Annotated in this window: 20 protein-coding genes; 3 read left to right on the top strand and 17 right to left on the bottom strand. The window is 41.1% G+C overall.

Annotation, left to right across the window (positions count from 1 at the left end; all coding sequences use genetic code 11):
- Nucleotides 1-108: 108 nt before the first annotated feature.
- From NST12_RS05920 to pdhA, 5 genes are all read right to left on the bottom strand, one after another.
- Nucleotides 109-366, bottom strand: a complete 258-nt coding sequence (locus NST12_RS05920) for a hypothetical protein (protein WP_048623065.1) — start codon at nt 364-366, stop codon at nt 109-111.
- A 155-nt stretch (nt 367-521) separates the two neighbouring features.
- On the bottom strand, nt 522-1,931 hold the full coding sequence (lpdA, locus tag NST12_RS05915; protein ID WP_048623064.1) for a dihydrolipoyl dehydrogenase: 1,410 nt from the start codon (nt 1,929-1,931) through the stop codon (nt 522-524).
- Nucleotides 1,932-1,936: 5 nt separating this feature from the next.
- A complete protein-coding gene (locus NST12_RS05910) occupies nt 1,937-3,241 on the bottom strand; it encodes a dihydrolipoamide acetyltransferase family protein (protein ID WP_003354410.1) in 1,305 nt (434 codons plus the stop codon).
- A gap of 74 nt (nt 3,242-3,315) precedes the next feature.
- Nucleotides 3,316-4,293 carry an alpha-ketoacid dehydrogenase subunit beta gene (locus NST12_RS05905; protein ID WP_003354409.1) on the bottom strand — a complete coding sequence of 326 codons (978 nt, stop codon included), beginning with the start codon at nt 4,291-4,293 and terminating at the stop codon, nt 3,316-3,318.
- A gap of 3 nt (nt 4,294-4,296) precedes the next feature.
- A complete protein-coding gene (pdhA, locus tag NST12_RS05900) occupies nt 4,297-5,412 on the bottom strand; it encodes a pyruvate dehydrogenase (acetyl-transferring) E1 component subunit alpha (protein WP_040341479.1) in 1,116 nt (371 codons plus the stop codon).
- Between the two features lie 613 nt (nt 5,413-6,025).
- Here pdhA and def point away from each other — a divergent pair.
- Entirely contained in the window at nt 6,026-6,580 is a 555-nt protein-coding gene (gene def, locus NST12_RS05895) for a peptide deformylase (protein WP_003354407.1), read from the top strand.
- A 182-nt stretch (nt 6,581-6,762) separates the two neighbouring features.
- Here def and NST12_RS05890 read toward each other — a convergent pair whose 3' ends face one another.
- Nucleotides 6,763-7,533 carry a Cof-type HAD-IIB family hydrolase gene (locus NST12_RS05890; protein ID WP_048623063.1) on the bottom strand — a complete coding sequence of 257 codons (771 nt, stop codon included), beginning with the start codon at nt 7,531-7,533 and terminating at the stop codon, nt 6,763-6,765.
- A 471-nt stretch (nt 7,534-8,004) separates the two neighbouring features.
- On the opposite strand from NST12_RS05890, the gene NST12_RS05885 reads away from it, so the two are divergent.
- Both NST12_RS05885 and rnjA read left to right on the top strand, forming a co-directional pair.
- A complete protein-coding gene (locus tag NST12_RS05885; RefSeq protein ID WP_003354403.1) occupies nt 8,005-8,211 on the top strand; it encodes a DNA-dependent RNA polymerase subunit epsilon in 207 nt (68 codons plus the stop codon).
- A 6-nt stretch (nt 8,212-8,217) separates the two neighbouring features.
- Complete coding sequence (gene rnjA / locus NST12_RS05880) at nt 8,218-9,885, top strand: ribonuclease J1 (RefSeq protein ID WP_003354402.1); 1,668 nt, start codon at nt 8,218-8,220, stop codon at nt 9,883-9,885.
- A gap of 128 nt (nt 9,886-10,013) precedes the next feature.
- Here rnjA and NST12_RS05875 read toward each other — a convergent pair whose 3' ends face one another.
- The 11 genes from NST12_RS05875 to NST12_RS05825 all read right to left on the bottom strand — a co-directional run bounded on the left by NST12_RS05875 (nt 10,014) and on the right by NST12_RS05825 (nt 21,156).
- A complete protein-coding gene (locus NST12_RS05875; RefSeq protein ID WP_048623062.1) occupies nt 10,014-11,027 on the bottom strand; it encodes a cytochrome d ubiquinol oxidase subunit II in 1,014 nt (337 codons plus the stop codon).
- 196 nt (nt 11,028-11,223) lie between these two features.
- Nucleotides 11,224-12,561: a cytochrome ubiquinol oxidase subunit I gene (locus tag NST12_RS05870; RefSeq protein WP_328202285.1), complete on the bottom strand. Its 1,338-nt coding sequence runs from the start codon at nt 12,559-12,561 to the stop codon at nt 11,224-11,226.
- Nucleotides 12,562-13,011: 450 nt separating this feature from the next.
- A complete protein-coding gene (locus NST12_RS05865; protein ID WP_328202288.1) occupies nt 13,012-13,467 on the bottom strand; it encodes a TlpA family protein disulfide reductase in 456 nt (151 codons plus the stop codon).
- A gap of 217 nt (nt 13,468-13,684) precedes the next feature.
- Nucleotides 13,685-14,236: a peroxiredoxin gene (locus NST12_RS05860; protein WP_048623060.1), complete on the bottom strand. Its 552-nt coding sequence runs from the start codon at nt 14,234-14,236 to the stop codon at nt 13,685-13,687.
- A gap of 1,091 nt (nt 14,237-15,327) precedes the next feature.
- Nucleotides 15,328-16,458 (bottom strand): N-acetyldiaminopimelate deacetylase, encoded by a 1,131-nt coding sequence (locus tag NST12_RS05855; RefSeq protein WP_328201914.1) that lies wholly within the window; start codon nt 16,456-16,458, stop codon nt 15,328-15,330.
- A 114-nt stretch (nt 16,459-16,572) separates the two neighbouring features.
- Nucleotides 16,573-17,283, bottom strand: coding sequence for a 2,3,4,5-tetrahydropyridine-2,6-dicarboxylate N-acetyltransferase (gene dapD, locus NST12_RS05850; protein WP_328201913.1), 711 nt, complete (start codon nt 17,281-17,283; stop codon nt 16,573-16,575).
- Between the two features lie 139 nt (nt 17,284-17,422).
- Entirely contained in the window at nt 17,423-18,313 is an 891-nt protein-coding gene (locus NST12_RS05845) for a LysR family transcriptional regulator (protein ID WP_328201911.1), read from the bottom strand.
- Between the two features lie 44 nt (nt 18,314-18,357).
- Complete coding sequence (locus tag NST12_RS05840) at nt 18,358-19,848, bottom strand: MDR family MFS transporter (RefSeq protein WP_328201909.1); 1,491 nt, start codon at nt 19,846-19,848, stop codon at nt 18,358-18,360.
- A gap of 134 nt (nt 19,849-19,982) precedes the next feature.
- Nucleotides 19,983-20,429, bottom strand: coding sequence for a cyclic-di-AMP-binding protein CbpB (gene cbpB / locus NST12_RS05835; RefSeq protein ID WP_048623058.1), 447 nt, complete (start codon nt 20,427-20,429; stop codon nt 19,983-19,985).
- Between the two features lie 201 nt (nt 20,430-20,630).
- Nucleotides 20,631-20,777, bottom strand: coding sequence for a hypothetical protein (locus NST12_RS05830; RefSeq protein ID WP_155814574.1), 147 nt, complete (start codon nt 20,775-20,777; stop codon nt 20,631-20,633).
- A 127-nt stretch (nt 20,778-20,904) separates the two neighbouring features.
- A complete protein-coding gene (locus NST12_RS05825; protein WP_003354390.1) occupies nt 20,905-21,156 on the bottom strand; it encodes a YkuJ family protein in 252 nt (83 codons plus the stop codon).
- Between the last annotated feature and the right edge of the window lie 207 nt (nt 21,157-21,363).

The following is a 21,363-nucleotide window of genomic DNA, read 5'->3' as shown; positions in this document are numbered from 1 at the left end:
TTTGTAATCGGTTCATCTCTATGTATCTATAATAATATAACACATTTATTTTTTCAAGCCTATTTTGTATGTCACATTAAAAATAAATGTGTAGACCCTTTATGTGTTTCATAGTGTAAAAGGAGTTTGAAACACTATATCCAGAGCATATTGGATAAGCACAAATGCCGTTAGACTAGAGATTGTAACTAATATCACATTCTTATTGGAAGGAATAAATTTTTTCGCCACTAAAATCCCCAAATAGAGAAAAACCAAAAACATCAACCATTGAAAGCGAGCACGGTCACCTTCAGACAACCATGCCGCTAACATGTAACCGCTCCAAATGATTAATTGCAGCAAAAAAACGAAATAAAATGCCATGTTCGTCCACTCTTTTCTGTTACATACTGATACTTACGCCCTCTCGACTGTATTACTTTATTATATGAACGGAAAAACGATATTTCATTAAAACCTCTAGAAAAAAGAGAAAACCCTCAGCACATTGAACCGTGCTAAGGGTTTATCCGAACAGGTTATCTGACAATATGAATTGGTGTGCCTAAAGCCACTTCTGCAGCTTCCATCGTAATTTCCCCTAATGTCGGGTGAGCGTGAATAGTCATGGCAATATCTTCTGCTGTTACACCAGCTTCAATCGCCAATCCTAATTCAGCAATCATATCCGAAGCTCCAGGTCCCGCAATTTGAGCACCAATGACAAGACCGTCTTCTTTGCGGGTAATTAATTTCAAGAATCCATCCGTGCTGTCAAGCGACAGAGCCCGTCCATTTGCTGCAAACGGGAATTTAGCGGCCACAATTTCGATTCCTTCGTCTTTCGCTTGTTGTTCAGTATATCCTACTGTTGCTAGTTCGGGATCCGAGAATACAACTGCAGGAATAGCTAAGTAGTCAATTTCATCCGGCTGTCCAGCAATAGCTGCAGCTGCTATTTTTCCTTCATAAGAAGCTTTATGTGCAAGCTGTGGCCCCGGAACGATATCTCCGATAGCATAAATGTTTGGAACATTAGTACGACATTGTTTGTCAATTTTGATAAGACCTTTTTCTGTTAATTCAATGCCGACTTGCTCAAGTCCTAATTCATCCGTATTAGGTCTGCGGCCCACTGTTACAAGTACGTAATCAGCTTCTATCGTTTTTTCTTCTCCCTTTACTTCATACGTAACTACGACGCCATCTTCTTTTTCTTCGACACCTTTTGCCAACGCATTTGTAAAAATTTCAGCACCTTTTTTCTTCAAATTGCGTTTGACAATGGAAGACATTTGTTTTTCGAAATTAGGAAGAATTTCGTCGCCGCCTTCAAGAATCGTCACTTTTGTTCCAAAGTTGGCAAATGCGTTTCCAAGTTCCGTTCCGATGTATCCTCCGCCGATGACAACCAATTTTTCAGGAACTTCTTCAAGTGCAAGGGCTCCAGTAGAATTTAACACGCGTTTTGAAAATTTGAAAGCCGGAATTTCGATCGGACGAGAACCTGTTGCGATAATCGCATTTTTAAATGTATATGTTTGGGCTGATTTCTCGTCCATCACCCGAACAGTGTGCGCATCGACAAAATACACTTCACCTTTTACAATCTCAACCTTATTTGCTTTTAAAAGGGTTGAAACGCCGCCCGTTAATTTTTTGACAACGCTTCCCTTCCAAGATTGTACTTTGGAAAAGTCAACTGTCACATTTTCCGCTTTAATTCCAAGAGAATCGGAATGCAGCGCATCATGATAACGGTGGCTGGCTGAAATCAGCGCTTTTGAAGGAATACAGCCGACGTTTAAACATACGCCCCCGACATGCTCTTTCTCAACGATGGTTACTTTTTGCCCTAATTGAGCAGCGCGGATTGCAGCGACGTACCCCCCAGGACCTGCGCCGATGACAATAGTGTCTGTTTCGATTGGGAAATCTCCTACTACCATTTTGATTACGCCTCCATTAGTAATAATTCTGGATCGTTCAATAGACGCTTCAGATGATTCAGCGCATATTGAGCGGTAGCTCCATCAATCATACGATGATCGAAGCTCAATGATAATGCTAACACAGGTGCGGCTACAATTTCACCATTTTTAACTACAGGTTTTTCAGAAATTCTTCCAATTCCTAAAATAGCTACTTCTGGATGATTGATAACAGGCGTAAACCATTGTCCTCCAGCAGAACCGATATTCGTGATTGTGCAAGAGGCTCCTCTCATTTCATCTGGAGAAAGTTTTCCTTCACGGGCTTTTGTAGCAAGTTCTTGTATTTCAGCAGAAATAGCAAATATCGATTTACGATCCGCATGTTTTACAACCGGGACAAGCAAGCCGCGTTCTGTATCAGCTGCAATACCGATATTGTAATAATGTTTATGGATGATTTCCCCTGCTTCATCGTCAAGAGATGTATTTAAAGCTGGAAATTCACGCAATGTGCTCACGAGTGCTTTAACTACATATGGAAGGAATGTAAGCTTGATATTCTTTTCAGCTGCCACTTCCTTGAATTTTTTGCGGTGAGCAACAAGTTTGGTTACATCTACCTCATCCATTAAAGTCACATGTGGAGCAGTATGTTTGGAATTAACCATCGCTTTTGCAATCGCCTTGCGAATTCCACTCATTTTTTCGCGAGTTTCAGGGAATTCTCCTTCCAAAACGACGGTTTGGGCAGGAGCGGCTGCTTCGACAGCTTTTTCTTCTGTTGTCGTTTGTTCTGAAACTGCAGGTTGTGCTCCTCCGCTTAAGAATTGATCGATATCTTCTTTCAATACGCGTCCATTTTTACCGGAACCAGTTACTTGACGAATATCCACGCCTTTTTCACGAGCATATTTACGAACGGATGGCATCGCGATTACACGACGATCGGAATCCACTTTTTCAGGTTGGCCAGCAGGCTGAGGAGCCTCTTGTTTTGCTGCTGCTTCTTGTACGTTTTGAGATTTTTCGGCAGGAGTTTCTTCTTTTGATCCTTGATTTTCTTCTGCGGCATTGTCATCGCTGTAACCTTCCGCATCAAATGTGATTAATACATCTCCAACAACCGCAACATTTCCTTCTTCAACAAGGATTTCTTTTACCGTTCCATCCACCGGAGAAGGAATTTCAACCACTGCTTTGTCGTTTTGCACTTCACAAAGTACGTCGTCTTCACTTACTTTATCTCCAGGTTTCACATACCATTTAACGATTTCACCTTCGTGAATCCCTTCACCAATATCCGGTAATTTAAATTGAAATGCCAATGTATTCACCCTCCTAAAAATTGTCTAGTTCCGTAAAAGAGGGGAGCATAACCCATCCTCATAACGGTCATCCATTAAAATTCGAGCACTTTTTTAGCAGTTTCGACAATGTCTTTAAAGTTCGGCAACCATACCGATTCGGCTTGTGAAAAAGGATATACAGTATCCGGAGCAGTTACACGAAGAACAGGAGCTTCCAAGCTGAGAATAGCTCTTTCATTAATTTCCGCTACAACATTTGCAGCTATACCTGCTTGTTTTTGTGCCTCTTGAACAACAATCGCCCGATTTGTCTTTTCAACGGAAGCCACTATCGTTTCCACATCAAGAGGGCTGACCGTTCTTAAATCAACTACTTCTGCAGAGTATCCTTCTTTTTCTAGTTCTTCAGCAGCTTTTAATGCTTCATGTACCATTGCTCCATAAGCGATGATGGAAATGTCTTTTCCTTCACGCTTCACATCTGCTTTCCCAAGCGGAATCGTATATTCACCCTCAGGAACTTCTTGACGGAAAGAGCGATACAATTTCATATGTTCCAAGAATATGACTGGATCATTATCACGAATGGCTGAGATTAAGAGCCCTTTCGCTTCATAAGGTGTGGAAGGGATCACCACTTTCAGACCAGGTTGTTGGGCTACCAGCCCTTCTAAACTGTCTGCGTGCAATTCTGGTGTATGAACGCCTCCGCCGAAAGGAGCGCGAACGGTGATAGGCATAGAAAATTTTCCGCCGGAACGGTAACGATAACGAGCCATTTGTCCGCTCAGGGAATCCATTACTTCATAGACGAATCCAAAGAATTGGATTTCAGGAACAGGACGAAATCCTTGAAGAGCAAGCCCAATGGATAAACCGCCTATTCCGGATTCCGCTAACGGTGTATCAAATACCCGTTCCTCTCCAAATTCTTTTTGAAGGCCTTCTGTCGCACGGAAAACCCCGCCATTTACGCCGACATCTTCACCAAAAACTAGAACGTTCTCATCATTCTTTAATTCCGTACGCAACGCATCATTGATGGCTTGGATCATTGTCATTTGCGGCATGGCTTACTTCGACTCCTTTTCTTTATATAATTCATATTGTTCTTTTAAGTTATAAGGAAGCTCTTCGTACATAATAGAAATCAAATCGGTCACTTTTTGTTTTGGAGCTTCGTCAGCTTTTTTAATGGCAGCTTTAATTTCTTCTTTTGCTTTTTCGATTGTTTCATTTTCCATTTCTTCGTTCCATAATCCCTTGCCTTCAAGGAACTTGCGGAAACGTACAATCGGATCTTTTCTTTCCCATTCTGTATCTAGTTCAGATGAACGATAACGAGTTGGGTCGTCACCTGACATTGTATGAGGTCCGAAACGATAACAAATCGTCTCAATCAGTGTCGGTCCTTCTCCGTTAACGGCACGTTCTCTTGCATCACGCACAGCCGCATAAACAGCCAATGGATCCATTCCGTCCACTTGAATGCTTGGGATTCCTGCCGCAACCCCTTTTTGAGCTATGGTTTTAGCTGCTGTTTGTTTTTCTCTTGGCGTAGAAATCGCAAATTGGTTGTTTTGAACAATAAAGATAGCTGGTGCTTTGAACGCGCCCGCAAAGTTGATTCCTTCATAGAAATCCCCTTGTGAGGAACCTCCGTCACCTGTATATGTAACAGCTACAGCTTTTTCTCCTCTTTTTTTCAATCCAAGTGCAATTCCTGCCGTTTGTACATATTGAGCACCGATAATAATTTGTGGAGGAAGTGCACGAACTCCTTCAGGCATTTGTCCTCCCATATAATGTCCGCGAGACCATAGGAACGCTTGTGATAACGGAACACCATGCCATACAATCTGCGGTACATCACGATATCCAGGGGCAATCCAGTCTTCTTTTTCGAGAGCAAAATGGGAAGCAATTTGAGAAGCTTCCTGACCTGCCGTAGGAGCATAAAAGCCCAGCCGGCCTTGACGGTTTAAAGAAATGGAACGTTGGTCCAAAATGCGTGTAAATACCATCCGCCGCATCAGCTCTTGAAGCTGTTCATCCGTTAATTCAGGAAGCGCTGCTTCGTTAACGACCTTTCCTTCTTCATTTAAAATTTGAAACATTTCAAATTGATCTTCTATCGCTTTTATCTTCTTCTTCACATCAAGTGGTGCCTTGTTTGCTTTAGCACTCATTCGTGTCACCTCTTCCTTTCTTCCATAACAATGTTCATATTTAGTAACAGAATACCCCCAAATAACAGTTCCTAACCCCGACGATGACGATGGTTATGAGTGAATCTGCCTAAGTATGAAAAAGCACCGCAAACTGTACCATTCATTTTCCGTATTTTCATTAGTACAATTTTCATTTTACGAACCTAGTTTAAACCTTTTTTCTTTAAAAAGTCAAACAAAATAGCAGTTTTTCTTTCATTATTTCTTTCTGTATTATTCAAATATAATAATCTGTTTTATAAACACGGTTCGTTTAAATCTTTCTGTTATATAGAAGTAATACGGCGTTGTTTCCGGTTCAAAATCAGCTGTTGTACACTTCTTCCTCATTTCTGCCCATATATGGAGCCAAGGAAGAAATCTGGTTTCACTAGAAGCGTATACTGGTTTTAGAGGTCATTTATCGACAGTGAGCGTTTATTAAATTATAATTGGTTGATTCGACCATTGAGAATTTAGAAGTATGGATAGAAATCGCTTTTCGCGCGGGACAAAACCATTAACAAATGAATGATCATTTGTTAGACTTAATTACGGCAGTTGTAAATTTCTGTCGAAAGGAGGAATTTTCATGATAACCATGAAAGATATCATTCGTGATGGACACCCAACTTTGCGAAAAGTCGCTGAGGAAGTTTCACTGCCGCCGTCCGATGAAGATAAAAAAATACTAGAGAGTTTAATCGAGTATTTAAAAAATAGCCAAGATCCGGAAATCGCCGAACGATACGGATTAAGGCCAGGCATTGGACTAGCAGCGCCGCAAATCAACGTTTCCAAAAGAATGATTGCTGTCCATGTGGAAGACGAAAATGAAAAACTTTACAGCTATGCGCTTTTTAATCCGAAAATTATAAGCCATTCAGTGGAAAGAGCGTATTTAGCTTCAGGAGAAGGCTGTTTATCAGTAGATAAACCGATTCCGGGCTATGTACCTCGATATGCAAGAGTGACTGTAAAAGGGTATGACTCGGAAGGAAATGAAATCAAATTACGGTTAAAAGGTCTACCGGCAATTGTTTTTCAGCATGAAATTGATCATCTTAACGGTATCATGTTTTACGATCATATTAATAAAGAAAATCCATTTGCACCTATTGACAATGCAGTAGCAATTACGCGCTGAAAAAATAAGATCAATCGTTACTGTTCAAATCAAAAGAAATTTCCGTTTAGAAAAACAGTCAAATTGTCAAAAGGCCAACCCTTTCCATGAAGACTGCGGATCATTTTTCATCCATAGCCAAAATGGAAAGGGTACAACCTTTTTTTAGAGGTCGACGTCAGTCGCCGTTTGGGAAAGATGATTTAAATAAGCTGCAACCTTTTTAATCCTTCATAAATTCCATCCTCGGCCACATCTTTCGTGACGATATCCGCTTGTTTTTTTACAGGAGGCAATGCATTTCCCATGGCAACGCCCGTGCCTACTGTTTGAAGCATTTCGATATCATTCAATCCATCACCGAACGCATAAACGTCTTCAATACGAAAGCCAAGCTTTGCGATCAACTTTTTAATCCCTTCCGCTTTAGAACCGCCTGCAGGTAGTACATCCACTGAATACTCATGCCAGCGGATAAAACGAAAGTCGGGAAAACGTTCTTCGTAATAAGCCTCCTCACCAGGTTCGCAAAACAATAGCGCCTGGTAGATATCATGATTTCGATAATAATGAGGACTGTATTCCGGATGTGAAAATTTCAATGTGCCCAAGCTTTCTTCTATATAGCGATGATGGTGTATATTCGACTTCATCGTTTTGTCAGTCATAAATACGAGCGGATGATTTCTGCCATTTGCCTCTTTTTCCAACCGTTCCATCTGGTCAACAGAAAAAGGCCGATGATAGATCACTTCGTTTTCAAACACAACATACTGGCCATTAAAACTGACAAAAGATTCGATTTCTAATTCTTCCCTTAAATTGGCAAACATAAACGGAGCCCGCCCGGTTGCTATCGCAGTGTACACCCCGCTTTGCTTTAACAACTGAATCGCTTTTTTCGTATTTTCGGGTAGTTTTTTTTCATGGTCCAACAATGTGCCGTCTATGTCAAAAAAGACTATTTTACTCATCACTCAAACTCCTCACATAGAATCATTACTTGATGGTTAAGGTAAACTACAAGCACCATTTTGTCAAATAGGTTAAATGTTCCAACACGGGCAATGCAAATTTTTCGGTCAATTCCATATACTATCAACAGTATATAAACCAATGTGGGAGAGACGTAAATGACAATGCTGGCCATCTTAAGGGCGGCTTTTCCTTTGGACAAGTTTGTAGTACAATAAAGGCAAGGGAGTGATCCACTATGTTAAAGAAGCTTAAAAAAAAGCTCCTAAAACAGTGGAAAGACCTATTACGCAAAAAGTCTATCGCTTAGTTTTTGGCACCGCCCTTCTCTTTTGGGAGGGCTATCTTTATGAACAGTTTTTTTTGTGTAAATTATTGGAAATGATTTAGCGCTATGAAAATGCATGAAAAAGTTAATAACTTTTTATATAATAGAAAAAGTTACTAAAAACGGCAAAGGAGTGAGTACATTGATTTACAAAGTTTACTATCAAGAATCAAACACGGAGGTTCCAACTCGCGAAAATACAGTCGCTTTGTTTATAGAAGCAGACTCTGAAAGGGATGTACGCCAAAAATTAAAAGATCGCCCCATCAGTATCGAATATATTCAGCCGCTGGAAGGGGCCTATTTGGAATATGAAAAACAAAGAGAAGACTTCAAGGTGGAGAAATAGACATATATGAAATTTGTAAAAAATGATCAAGCAGCCGTTTTTGCCTTAGGAGGATTGGGCGAAATCGGAAAAAACACTTATGGCGTACAGTTTCAAGATGAAATCATCCTTATCGATGCCGGAATCAAATTCCCGGAAGACGAACTGCTGGGAATTGACTACGTCATTCCGGATTACAGCTATTTAGTCAAAAATGAAGATAAGATTAAAGGTTTATTTATTACCCACGGCCATGAAGATCACATCGGTGGCATCCCCTATCTTCTGCGGCAGGTCAATGTTCCGATTTACGGAGGAAAATTGGCTCTTGGTTTAATTCGAAATAAACTGGAAGAACATGGTCTATTAAGACAAGCGAAACTGCACGAAATTCGCGAAGATGACGTGATTAAATTTCGCAAAACGTCTGTCACCTTTTTCCGGACAACACACAGCATTCCGGATTCATATGGAATTGTTGTTAAAACGCCTCCTGGGAATATCGTTCATACGGGAGATTTCAAATTCGACTTTACTCCCGTCGGTGAACCTGCCAACTTAACCAAAATGGCGGAAATCGGAAAAGAAGGCGTTTTATGCCTGCTATCGGACAGCACAAACAGTGAAGTACCTGAATTTACAATGTCGGAACGGCGGGTAGGAGAAAGCATTGAGGCTATTTTCCGAAAAGTAAAAGGCCGGATTATTTTTGCCACATTCGCTTCAAATATTCACCGTCTCCAACAGGTAACTGAAGCAGCGGTTCAAAACGACAGGAAAATTGCCGTTTTTGGAAGAAGCATGGAATCGGCTATTGAAATCGGGCAAGAGCTTGGCTACATTCGCTGTCCGAAAGATACATTTGTTGACACTCAAACGCTTAATCGCCTGCCTGCCCATAAAGTCACCATACTTTGTACGGGAAGCCAAGGAGAGCCGATGGCTGCTCTTTCAAGAATCGCCAATGGAACCCATCGGCAAATTCAAATTCAGCCAGGAGATACGGTCGTATTCTCCTCTTCGCCAATACCGGGTAATACGATCAGCATTAACCGCACCATCAATTTGCTTTATCGAGCAGGTGCCGATGTGATTCACGGTTCCTTAAATAATATTCACACGTCCGGGCATGGCGGACAGGAGGAGCAAAAATTAATGCTCCGCCTTATTAAACCGAAATTTTTCATGCCGATCCACGGTGAATATCGGATGCAAAAAATGCATGCAAGACTGGCAATGGATTGTGGTATTCCGGAAGAAAATTGCTTCCTAATGGACAACGGTGATGTATTGGCTCTTGGAAAAAATTCGGCAACGATCGCAGGAAAAATCCCTTCTGGCTCCATCTATATTGATGGAAGCGGAATCGGAGACATCGGAAATATCGTATTAAGAGATCGCCGAATTTTATCGGAAGAAGGTTTAGTCATTGTCGTTGTCAGCATCAATATGAAAGAATTTAAAATCGCTGCTGGACCTGATATCATCTCACGCGGATTCGTCTATATGCGAGAATCCGGTGATCTTATCAACGAAGCTCAAGCGATGATCACGAAGCATATCAACAAAATGTTGGAACGAAAAACTTCTCAATGGTCGGAAATAAAAAACGAAATTACCGACACCTTGGCACCGTTCTTATATGAAAAAACGAAACGGCGCCCAATGATCCTTCCAATTATTATGGAAGTTTAAAACAAGCAAAACCTCCTTAGAAAAAAGGAGGTTTTTGCTTGTTTTAAAGGGCTCTGGACATTGTTCTGAGTCTCATTAAAAGCCAGTACAACGATTCTTATGAATAGCATCCTTACGTTCAATCACATTCATTTTTTCCCTCTTACATAATCCGCATCGAACAAAAAAAGTCTCATAAGCAAAACTAAAGACGGGATTAAAAGCAAAAGCCCGAATATAAAAGCAACCACTAATGAGGTCCCCATTGCCGGATTGGTCACATTTTCATGCACGGTAATAAAAGGATATAAAATATACGGTAAATGTGAGACTCCATATCCAAAAAAGGCAAAGAAAAATTGCAGCATAACGAAAATAAATGCAGTGCCAAATCGTTTTTGACGGTAGATAAAATAAACAGCTGTCAGAAAGCAAATTAACGATAAGGCAAACATCCACCAATAATCAAGAGCTCTGTCATAATGAACAGGATTATGGACTTTAAGACCCCAAAATACGAGTAAGCTTGCTAAAATAGTCGGAGGGCTCCAAAAGAGAGCAAACTTTCTCAACAACGTTCTTGCCTTAAGGTCATTCGCCCGGTCGGCATAGTAAGTCAAAAATGCAGCACTGATAAAAAGAACGGAAACAATGGCTAAAAAGACAACGCTCCATGAATACGGGCTGGCAAACAGCTTATTGGCCAAAAAATGCACTTTATGATCCTTCACCTCTATAAATCCGCCTTCTGAAATAGTCAACGTCGTCGATAAAGCGGCAGGAGACAACAAGCCGGTTGCACCGTATAAAAATGAATAAACGAGGCTTCTTCGCGATCCATAATTTCCAAAAGCATAAAAAGAACCTCGAATCGCCAACAAAAGAATCGCAATGCTACCCGGAATCAACAGAGCGGTGCCATAATAATAGGCTGCCGCCGGGAAAAATCCGACTAAGCCGACAAAGAAAAATACAAAGAAAACGTTTGTCACTTCCCAAACCGGCGATAAATAACGGCTAATGAGTGTATTCATGACATGTTCCTGCTTTGTAATTTTTCCATAGAAATCAAAAAACCCTGCTCCAAAATCAACGGAAGCCACTATTAAATATCCATATAAAAACGTCCATAAAACAGTGATTCCAACGATTTCTAGGCTCATTGCTCATCCTCCTTTCCAAATTCCCTTCTACTTGCATACATAAGTCTGAATGATGAAATGTTGAATGTAACACTTTCATTCTGATAGTCCTTTAAAAGGAGTAAACACACTGTATTCTCCCTTCATATTTGCCTCTTAGAATAGACTTTGTCGATCAGCTGTCCATTTCGGAAACAATCAAACTCCAACGCTGAAACTATTTCGGATCTACATAAGGGAATCGCCGTTCCAATTCCACTTCTGCCGGATTATTTTTAAACATTTTACTCAGGACAAAACAGCACATAATGGTCAAAATGAAATACAAAATCGCAAACAATGTAAATGCCAGACCCACTCCATTTCCTTTTGTGGCCGCATCTGCCACTTTCATATACCCTCTTAAAATCCACGGCTGCCGACCTACTTCATCTAACATCCATCCTAGTTCGATGGCCAGCACCGCCAACGGACCGGAAGCCACGATCGCCCACAACAGCCATTTATTCCACTCTTTTTTCTTAAAGGCCCATAAGAGAATATATAGAGCAGAAACAGCTGTAAGAAAAACACCAATTGCAACCATCAAATCAAACATATAGTGAATAATCAGCGGCGGTCTTTCATCTTTCGGAAAATCATTCAACCCAATTACTTTCGTATCAACAGAATTTCCGGACAAAAAACTTAACATCTTTGGAATGCGAATTTCATAATGGACATCATGATGGCGATCCAATGAACCAAACATGATTAAATCGGCACCTGTTTCCGTATTAAAATGCCATTCTGCCGCCGCCAATTTTTCAGGCTGCCGGTGCGCTAAAAATTTAGCCGATAAATCTCCCGCCAACGCCGTAAAAATAGAGAAAACAAGCGTGCATACCATGGTCATCCGCAGCGCCTTCTTTTCATATTCCCCCCTTCTTCCTCGCAAAATAGCAAAAGCGCTGATTGCGGCTAAAATCACTGCGCATGTAACATAACCGGACGATATCACATGCAGTACTTTGGAAGGTGTAGCAGGGTTAAACATTGCTTCGATCGGATTAATATTCACCGTTTTTCCGTTTTTTAATTCAAATCCTTGCGGTGTATTCATAAATGAATTTACAGTCGTGATAAAAAGTGCCGAAGAAGAAGATCCCACCATCACTGGTATGGAAAGCAGCCAATGATAAATACGGTTTTTAAAGCGATCCCACGTGTAAAGATAAATGCCTAGAAAGATCGCTTCAAAAAAGAAAGCGAACGTTTCCATAAACAGCGGAAGTGCTATCACCTGGCCGGCGACTTCCATAAATGAAGGCCATAGCATGGATAATTGCAAGCCTATAGCCGTACCTGTCACAACGCCAACGGCAACAGAGATCGTAAATCCTCTCGCCCAACGGCGCGCGAGCAGCAAAAAGTGAGGATCCTTTCGTTTGATCCCAATGAACTCAGCTAAGGAAATCATCACAGGCACGCCCACGCCTAACGTTGCAAAGACAATATGAAAGGAAAGCGTCATTCCAGTTAATAGACGGCTCAACATGACGTTATCAAATTCCACTTTGACCCCTCCCTACTACATGTATGGCAACCTTACCAGCCAGATTGCCATCCTATGATTTTCATCATTGTTGGAAATTCATTTCCATACAATCCGCTTTCTTTTTATATCTTTCCCAAATAAGCTCAAGCAAACCATAAAATCATACTGTGACGAGAAAAAAATCCCTGTTCTGTTGACAACGATAACAAACAAAAATACATTCAAAATTCATTATAAAAACCGATCTAGTAAGATCGGTTAATGTGTCGATGCATTTTTCCTTTCAATATATATGAATTATTATTCGGAATATTCAATCTAAAAAATAAACAGGTTGTCGGCTATATCGACGACAACCTGATTAAAATTTTTGAGCATGCAAGTACAGAACAAATGTCGCTAAATGCCCGATTGGTTCTACTGACCTCAGTGAAGATGAAACTTTACGTCAATGATCATAGCTTCACTTTATTCGCTTTTTTCGGATTCTTCCAATACGCGATTCACGCGTTTTTCAAGCATTTTCATCCCACTTCCGCCAGCTTGGAAATGACGGAGTTTTCCTTCTTTATCAAATACATAATAAGCCGGTACGTATTGGTTTTGAAATGCATCTGTCAATTTATGTTCGTTATCAACAAAAATAGGCTGTGTAATTCCATGTTGTTCAGCCACTTCCTTAATTTGATCGATATCCAAATCTTTCTCGGAACGAGGCATATGGACAGCCACAACGTTTAATTTATCTTTATAACGGTCACGGAATTCGTTTACTTGGGGCATGGCTTCTTTACAAATATGACAGCTTACAGACCAAAAATGGATTAAAGTAGGTTTTTTACCTACAAGTTGGTCTCTTGACACCTGTCCGTTGAGCCAAGTCGTTGCACCGGTTAATTCCGGCATCGGTTCACGCAATTTCATGGATATATTCCTCCTTATTCATTTTGAAAAAAGGCCTAACGACTTCGGTTAGGCCTCCTTCCAATCACGATCCTGCTTCCCATTTGCAAATCATTCCTCTTACTTAGAAACCCCCGGCTGTCGTTTCCAATCTACCGGAAGAATTCAAGCTAGAGAGATGTTCAGACGAATGGGGAAAGCTGGATATACTCTCTTATAAGCTAATCGAAAGCTAAGCTTATTTTACTTCCAAAGTAGCTTGACCTGGTTTCCAGTTTGCAGGGCACAATCCACCCGTTTGAAGTGCTTGAAGCACACGGAGTACTTCATCGACGTCACGGCCGATATTGTTATGATGAACTACTTGATATTGAAGTTCACCTTCAGGATTGATGATGAAGAGACCGCGAAGAGCGACACCTTCTTCTTCGATTAGAACACCATAATCACGAGCTACTTTATGGTTATGGTCAGCTGCAAGTGGGTATTTGATTTCTCCAATTCCGTTTTCGGAACGATCAGTATTGATCCAAGCTAAGTGGGTATGAACGGTATCAGTAGAAGCACCGATTACAACAGCATCCAGATCTTCAAATTCATCATAGCGGTCAGAAATGGCTGTAATTTCTGTTGGGCAAACAAATGTGAAGTCCATTGGGTAGAAGAATAAAACAGTCCATTTGCCATTTTTCATGTTTTCTTCCAAGCTAACTTTTCCAAATTCTTTGTTTGGCAATACTGCTTCCATTTCAAAACGCGGAGCTTGCTTCCCTACTAAACGTTCTGCCATGATACAGATCCCTCCATTTGATTTTAATATATTGTTTATTGAGAAAGTAACGGGGATATTCTCAATTACTTTCTCCTGATTACACTTGTCATTATAATAAATAATACATTGCTAGTCAATTAAAATAAGTATAAAAAAGAAATAATTTTAATCGGAAGAAATTCTCCTTTTTTATTGTGTCCCATTAAAAGGAAAACTACTCCATGAACGATTGGAATTGATTACTATTTTCACTTTAAGTTTATCATGTTTTTTTAGCGGAACAAAATATTATGCCTTTCATTACAAAAGAAGCTTTTTTAACCATTATGATATGGAAGCACTTCTATTTAAACTTGAAAATGGAATGTTAAAAATACGCCTTCATTTAATCAAGTAGGAGGGGGTGACTAACCCCCGACCTCTCACACCACCGTACGTACCGTTCGGTATACGGCGGTTCAATTAAGATAATTGACGCAAGTCTTTATAACTTCCGTGAATAGCTGTTCTCTTTATGCCAGTGGTCACTCCACCCTCCAAGAGGTCTCCCACGGGATTCACCGCTTCCTCCCTCAAGTGAGGTACTACGTTTTCTGTGTTCATCATGACTCACTGAATACCAAGGGCTATTCTCTCTTAATTGTTCGGTCCTTCTTAGTTGTTCTAGACCAACTAATACTATGACCTCTGCTGACTTCTGACGGTTCAGCTACTTATCACTAAGTAGGTTATGACGAGTACTTCACATATCCGCCAGACCTCCCCGGGTAAGTACATGAACTTTCACACCATCTATCCGCCTCATTTACTCGATATGACCTTCGACAGAAAAAGCTTTGTTTTGTTATGCAAACTCACTCAATCATACCTAGCCTTATATGAGGTTCGTGTTCCTCGGACCGGTGTTTTGTCTCCAGCTTCCTTCAGATTCCGCGTCACCACGGACACCCTTGCTCTTGGCTAACCTCTACTTCTGTCTTCGGGGTTCGGGACTTACACCCTATAGTTCATGTACATGCCGGGCGCACATAGAAAAGGGCGGCGCTGCCAACAGCAGACGCACGCCCTATTGCAAATCCGTTCCATTCGTTTTTATGATCCGTCGAATTTCATTCGCGGTTTGACAAACTGGTCAAGTAAGAGGTGATAGCTTGAATACCGGTTTCAATCGCCTTTTCATCAGGATTTAACTTAGAATGGTGAAGTCCATAAGGCGAACCAACTCCCAACCAAAACATAAACCCGGGAATTTCTTTCAGCATGTAGCCAAAATCTTCACCCGTCATCGCTTCACGGCAAGGAACAAATGTGATATCCTCTTGCTTTTCCAAGAAACGAATAAAATCTCGGGTCAGCTCAGGATCATTGTTCACTTGATAATAACGACAACCATAATCTATCGATGCCTCGCAATCAAACGCTATCTCGATGCCATGCAGAATCGCTTCAATCCGTTCTTTTACCTTTTCCATCGCTTCCGGGGAAAGGGTGCGAATGGTTCCTTCCAATCGAGCCGTTTCAGCAATAGCGTTTTGAACGGTGCCGGCAGTCATTTTCCCTATAGTAACGACTGCGCTGTCAAGTGGATCTACATTTCTGGATACGATCGATTGCAGCTGTGTGACCAGATGGGCTGACGCTATCACCATATCCTTTGTTTTATGAGGATAGGCAGCATGCCCCCCTTTTCCTTTTAAATCAATATACAATTCCGACGTATTGGCAAATAGCAGTCCTTCTTTAAGTGCAATCGTACCGGCCGGATATTCTGGGGCTATATGAAGGGCAAAAATCATGTCGGGTCTCCACTTTTTCATTTGTTCGCTCTCCATCATCGGCAAAGCCCCGCCCGGTCCTTCTTCAGCAGGCTGAAACAGAAAAACAAGATCATCACGGACAGGATGATGAACGAAATGCGTTAACACACCAAGGGCAATACTCATATGAACGTCATGCCCGCAAGCATGCATACGCCCTGGATGTGTGGATCGGAAGGGCAAACCCGTTTCTTCCTCGATGGGGAGCCCGTCCATATCTGTTCGATAGCCAATCGTTTTTTCAGGTTTTAGTCCTTTTATTTTTACAAAAATTCCGGTTCTCCATGTTTCTATTTCCATTCGCTCTTGCGGTAATGTTTGAAGATAATCAAGCAAATATTTCTGCGTTTTCACTTCTTGAAAGCCAAGCTCGGGAATTTGGTGTAAATCACGGCGTATTTGAATAAACTGGCTGATAGCCATACGATTTCTCCCTTTCTTTCCTTTTTCCGTAAACGGCGGAACGTAGAAAGTTCATCCGCCCATTTATTGCAAACTACAAACAAGCGTGGATGCTGGCATCCACGCTGATTCACATTATAAACTCCGAAGTTCCTGCATAATTTCTGTTTTGGATTTTGTCTTTTCATCAATTTCTTTGATCACTCTTGCAGGAGCACCGGCCACCACCGTATTAGGCGGAACATCTTTTGTTACGATCGCACCGGCTGCTACTACCGAACCTTTTCCGACAGTTACACCCTCCAAAATAACCGCATTAGCGCCAACAAGCACATCATCTTCAATAATGACAGGTTTTGCAGAAGGCGGTTCAATTACACCTGCAAGAACGGCACCTGCTCCAATATGGCAGTTTTTCCCGACAGTCGCACGTCCTCCAAGAACCGCATTCATATCAATCATCGTTCCTTCGCCGATAACGGAGCCAATATTAATGACGGCACCCATCATGATGACGGCCCCATCGCCGATTTCCACTTGATCACGGATAATGGCACCTGGTTCGATACGTGCATTGATTCCTTTTAAATCAATTAGAGGCAAAGCGGAATTGCGGCGATCATTCTCGATTACATAATCGTCAATGCGATCTTCATTGTTTTGAATCGCTTGTGAAATTTCCGCCCATTCACCGAACACTACACCTGTATTGCCGTTAATAAAGGTTTTGGCAGAAGGACCAAAGTCGATTCCATCTAAATTTCCTTTTATATAAACTTTTACCGGTGTAGATTTTTTGCTGTTGCTGATAAATGAAATGATCTCATGAGCGTCCAACATTTTCATAAAAAAATTCTTCCTCCTTGTCCATTTTTGGCAAACCACTCAATATGTATTTTTTGCAGCGGTTGAACACAAACCACCGTAAAAGCAGATGAACGTTTGATACTACTTTAGCAAAGGAAAGTCCTTAGTACAAGAGATTTTATTCAAAACTTGTCGACTGCTTTGCCAAATAATCATTGACAACTTCCACAAAAGCCTCCACCTGTCTTAGTTCAAAGGCGGAATCATATCCCATTAGCCAAGTGTCTCTCGCCATTGGCAGCCCATGCTCATCATGCAGAGGAATTTTATAAAAATCTGATTCCGACTGATGAAGCGTGATCGCAGGGAGAATCGCATAGCCGATCCCGTTAAACGTCATCTGCTTGCACGTTTCGATTTGGTCGACAATAATCGTTCGTTTTGGGGCCATTTGAAACTGACGATGCCACCAATTCTGGATTTCTTGATAATAGTTGGAGTCGCTTTTAAATTGGATAAACGGCCTGTCGGTTTCCAATACTTCTTCGACTCGGCGAATTTCCTTGTCAACCAGGTAAAGCCGGTCCTTGAATAAATGAATTTTTCGGCTTTTCCAATCGGGTGTACCGCGAAGGATGCCTATATGCACTTCTCCTTCATAAAGCGCCTTCGCTATTTCGCTGCTCCATCCCGTCATCAACGAAATCTTGGCATGTGGATACTTTTCGACAAATTGCTTTAATATTTTCGGAAGCCAATTTTGCCCTACGATGGAGGCGCAGGCAATTTTTAGCGTACCATGCACTTCCGATTCAAATGAATGGATTTTTTCCAGCACTTTTTCTTTTCGTTCCAGAATTTCGTTTGCAAAATCCACCACCAATTCCCCGGCAGGTGTCAAAGTCAATCCTTTTGGGGAACGGTTGAACAACCTTGTTCCCCATTCTTTTTCAATGTTCTGCAAACGCTGAGAAAGAGCGGGCTGAGATACAAACAGCCGTTCAGCCGCTTTTCGCATATTCATTTCTTGAGCCAGAACAGATAATAGTTGAAACTCCGAAAAAGACATGACCTATTTCCCTTCTGTTCGTTCTATTTCGCAAGAAATTTTCGCTATTCTTTTTTAGGCAAAAACATCACCAAAACAAAAGAGAGAAGACCGCAGAAAAAGACAAACAAAAATACAGTATGCAGGGAAGCGGACAAACCGTTTCTCAGAACGGAGACTAAACTAGACGGAATCCGGCTATTCCCGCCGTTGCCAAGCAAAGAATTAATTGAATTGATAGAAGCATATTGAGAATCTGTACGGTGTTCCAAATAACGTTGGAGGCGGCTGTTTAAAATCCCCCCCAGCAAAGCAGCACCGACTGTATTTCCAAGATTTCTCATAAACATATTGGTAGCTGTGGCGATCCCTCTTTGCTGCCATTCAACCGTGCTTTGAATGGATACAATGAAAGCGGTGGATGTTAATCCCATCCCCACTCCGACGAAAAACGAAGAGACAGCCGCCCATAACGGACCTGAGGACGATTTCATGAAAACAAAAAGCAATCCACCGATAACAAGAAAGATCCCTCCGAGCAGCGAAGTATATCGGTACCCAATTTTTAATAATAATCTTCCGGATACGGTAGAAGCAATCGGCCAACCAATGGACATGGCCGTCAAGGCAAATCCGGCAATGGTGGCATTTTCTCCCATCACACCTTGTACATACGTTGGAAGAAAAGAACTAATGCCGATCAGCATCACTCCCGTTATAAAGGAAACCACATTCGCAATAGCAATAGAAGGGACCTTCCAAATGGCAAACGGAACGAGAGGCTCTTTTGCCCGCTTTTCCTGCCAAATAAATAAGCCCAAAAAAAGGACTATTCCAAACCATATTCCGACGCTGGCATTTGAACGCCACCCAATATTCACTCCGCCTTCCACTAACAAAAACATAAAAGAGGAGATAGCGATTGTAAAGAAAATCGCCCCTAAGTAATCAATTTCGGCATTTTTCTTCTCTAAATGTTCATGAAAAAACAGCCAAATGCCAAGAAGCGATAGCACTCCCAAAGGTATGTTCATCCAAAAAACAAAATGCCAGCTGACATATTCCACCAATATTCCGCCGACAGCGGGACCGACAATGGCCGAAATACCCCAAACACTAGATAAATATCCTTGTACTTTTGCTCTTTCTTCTTTCGTATAAATATCGCCAATAATCGTATTCGCTATTGGCATGACAGCTCCTGCTCCAATACCTTGAATAAAGCGATACAAAATAAGCTGTCCCATCGACTGAGCAAACCCACACAAAGTCGATCCAATTAAAAATAAAATGATTCCTATCGAAATGATTGGTTTACGGCCTAACAGATCGGATAATTTCCCATAAATAAGAACAGTGACCGAATTCATAAGCAGATAAGCAGAAAACACCCAGCCATAGAGGGAAAATCCTCCAAGATCAGAGACAATGTCAGGCATTGCCGTTGAGACGATCGTCGATTCAACAGCACCCATGAACATCGCCAGCATAACAGCCGCAAGAACATAAGGCCGCTTTGTTTGCTTCAAACCGGAAACAGATGCTTCGCTATCCATCATCCACAACACCTCTTTTCAATCGCGAATTCCCATTCATTATTTCAATCTTCCTGAAATGAAAATGCAGCCCTATTAAACGGGGATTGGATATTTGCCAAAAAGAGAGATGCTCCCAATACCGGGAGCAGCCCTTAAAAATGATTTAATTGATCCACGTGGCGGTTTAATTGCTTTAATATGATTCTCCTCGTTAAAATGCCTTCAAAATATCCACTGTCGTCCACCGCACAAAGAAAAGGATGATCAATCAATAATCCAAGCGCCTTTTTAAAGCGATCATCAGATTTTAACGTAGGAATTTTAGAATTATATACATCTTTTACCTTTAATTGTTCGAGTCTTTCAAATTCAATCCGTTCAAGACCGAGGATTGCTTCTGTGATCATTGGAGAACTGATAAGCCCATGTAAACGAAATTGAGGATCAAGGACAGGAATTGCGGTATAACCGCTTTTTGTCAGAACTAGAAGAGCATGTTCCAAGCTGTTTTCTAACTGTACATGGGCTACTTTTTCAGAAGGAATTAAGAAATCCGAAATCTTTGTTTCTAAAAATTCTTCACTTTGGAAAGAAATCATTCCATCTCCTCCAGATAAAATTGCCGCTTTATGTAAGCGCTTGATTTCTTTTTACATTTTACCATATACCCGAATTTCTTGCTCCTAAAACACCTTGGAAAATATAAAAAAGGAATAAGCCCTTCTAAGTTCAGCAAACAAAGCACTTAAAGCACTTTATCAGTTCCGCTGCCTAAAGAACTTGACGCTCTTGCAAAACAGCTATGACCGATCCGTCGGCTTTTTAGAAGATTGATCAGACAAAATTTTACGGATTTCCGTCAATTCCTTTCTTGTTCCTGCGAGCTCCGCAGACATCAGCAGCAAAAAGAAAAGTTGGATGATTAACAAAACAATGATAAAGGTCACCGGTTTCACCCGCACTCGTTATTTATATTTTGAATTTCTGTCATTATACCAGAAATTGATTCTTATCTACAGTATTTTGACATGAAAAATCCCCTATTGAGACCAAATCCTCAACAAGGGAACTCGATTATTGCTGCCGTTCTTCCTGAAGTAAATCAAAAATTTCAATGGCGGTCATATCGATGTCATCAAACGGATACTTTTTGGATTTACCGTCTTGATCGAACACTTCTAACTCAAACGTATCTTTATTTGGGAAATATTTAACTTGGCAAATGGTTTTTCCGTTCAGTTCAAACAGCCGTTGCTGGACCTCTCCTGTCTCGCTTCCTTCTTGCAATGACTTGAGTCGTTGAATAATGCCGAGCAATTGTGACATACGCTAGGATTCCCCTTTCTAAATAAATGGTCTACTTGTCTGCCGCCCGTACAAATAGTTTTAAAAAAAGAAACAAGAGAAATATACCATACATCTTTTAAGCAGCCAACTATTTTATTTTTTTCAAATTTTTTTTAGCCTCTGCTAACAGGAAGGAAGCATAAACATCTTCTTGTGTACAGTTTCAAGAAATGGAAACACATCTTG

The organism is Bacillus sp. FSL W8-1127 (assembly GCF_038006725.1).
Taxonomy (GTDB): domain Bacteria; phylum Bacillota; class Bacilli; order Bacillales; family DSM-4216; genus Bacillus_O; species Bacillus_O smithii.
This window is presented reverse-complemented; position numbering and strand designations above follow the sequence as displayed.

Bases quoted from the DNA above. Each gene is read 5' to 3' on its own strand.
- NST12_RS05920 (WP_048623065.1), bottom strand. From the start codon at position 366: ATGGCATTTTATTTCGTTTTTTTGCTGCAATTAATCATTTGGAGCGGT.
- lpdA (WP_048623064.1), bottom strand. From the start codon at position 1,931: ATGGTAGTAGGAGATTTCCCAATCGAAACAGACACTATTGTCATCGGC.
- NST12_RS05905 (WP_003354409.1), bottom strand. From the start codon at position 4,293: ATGCCGCAAATGACAATGATCCAAGCCATCAATGATGCGTTGCGTACG.
- pdhA (WP_040341479.1), bottom strand. From the start codon at position 5,412: ATGAGTGCTAAAGCAAACAAGGCACCACTTGATGTGAAGAAGAAGATA.
- def (WP_003354407.1), top strand. From the start codon at position 6,026: ATGATAACCATGAAAGATATCATTCGTGATGGACACCCAACTTTGCGA.
- NST12_RS05890 (WP_048623063.1), bottom strand. From the start codon at position 7,533: ATGAGTAAAATAGTCTTTTTTGACATAGACGGCACATTGTTGGACCAT.
- rnjA (WP_003354402.1), top strand. From the start codon at position 8,218: ATGAAATTTGTAAAAAATGATCAAGCAGCCGTTTTTGCCTTAGGAGGA.
- NST12_RS05875 (WP_048623062.1), bottom strand. From the start codon at position 11,027: ATGAGCCTAGAAATCGTTGGAATCACTGTTTTATGGACGTTTTTATAT.
- NST12_RS05865 (WP_328202288.1), bottom strand. From the start codon at position 13,467: ATGAAATTGCGTGAACCGATGCCGGAATTAACCGGTGCAACGACTTGG.
- NST12_RS05860 (WP_048623060.1), bottom strand. From the start codon at position 14,236: ATGGCAGAACGTTTAGTAGGGAAGCAAGCTCCGCGTTTTGAAATGGAA.
- NST12_RS05855 (WP_328201914.1), bottom strand. From the start codon at position 16,458: ATGGCTATCAGCCAGTTTATTCAAATACGCCGTGATTTACACCAAATT.
- dapD (WP_328201913.1), bottom strand. From the start codon at position 17,283: ATGAAAATGTTGGACGCTCATGAGATCATTTCATTTATCAGCAACAGC.
- NST12_RS05845 (WP_328201911.1), bottom strand. From the start codon at position 18,313: ATGTCTTTTTCGGAGTTTCAACTATTATCTGTTCTGGCTCAAGAAATG.
- NST12_RS05840 (WP_328201909.1), bottom strand. From the start codon at position 19,848: ATGGATAGCGAAGCATCTGTTTCCGGTTTGAAGCAAACAAAGCGGCCT.
- cbpB (WP_048623058.1), bottom strand. From the start codon at position 20,429: ATGATTTCTTTCCAAAGTGAAGAATTTTTAGAAACAAAGATTTCGGAT.
- NST12_RS05825 (WP_003354390.1), bottom strand. From the start codon at position 21,156: ATGTCACAATTGCTCGGCATTATTCAACGACTCAAGTCATTGCAAGAA.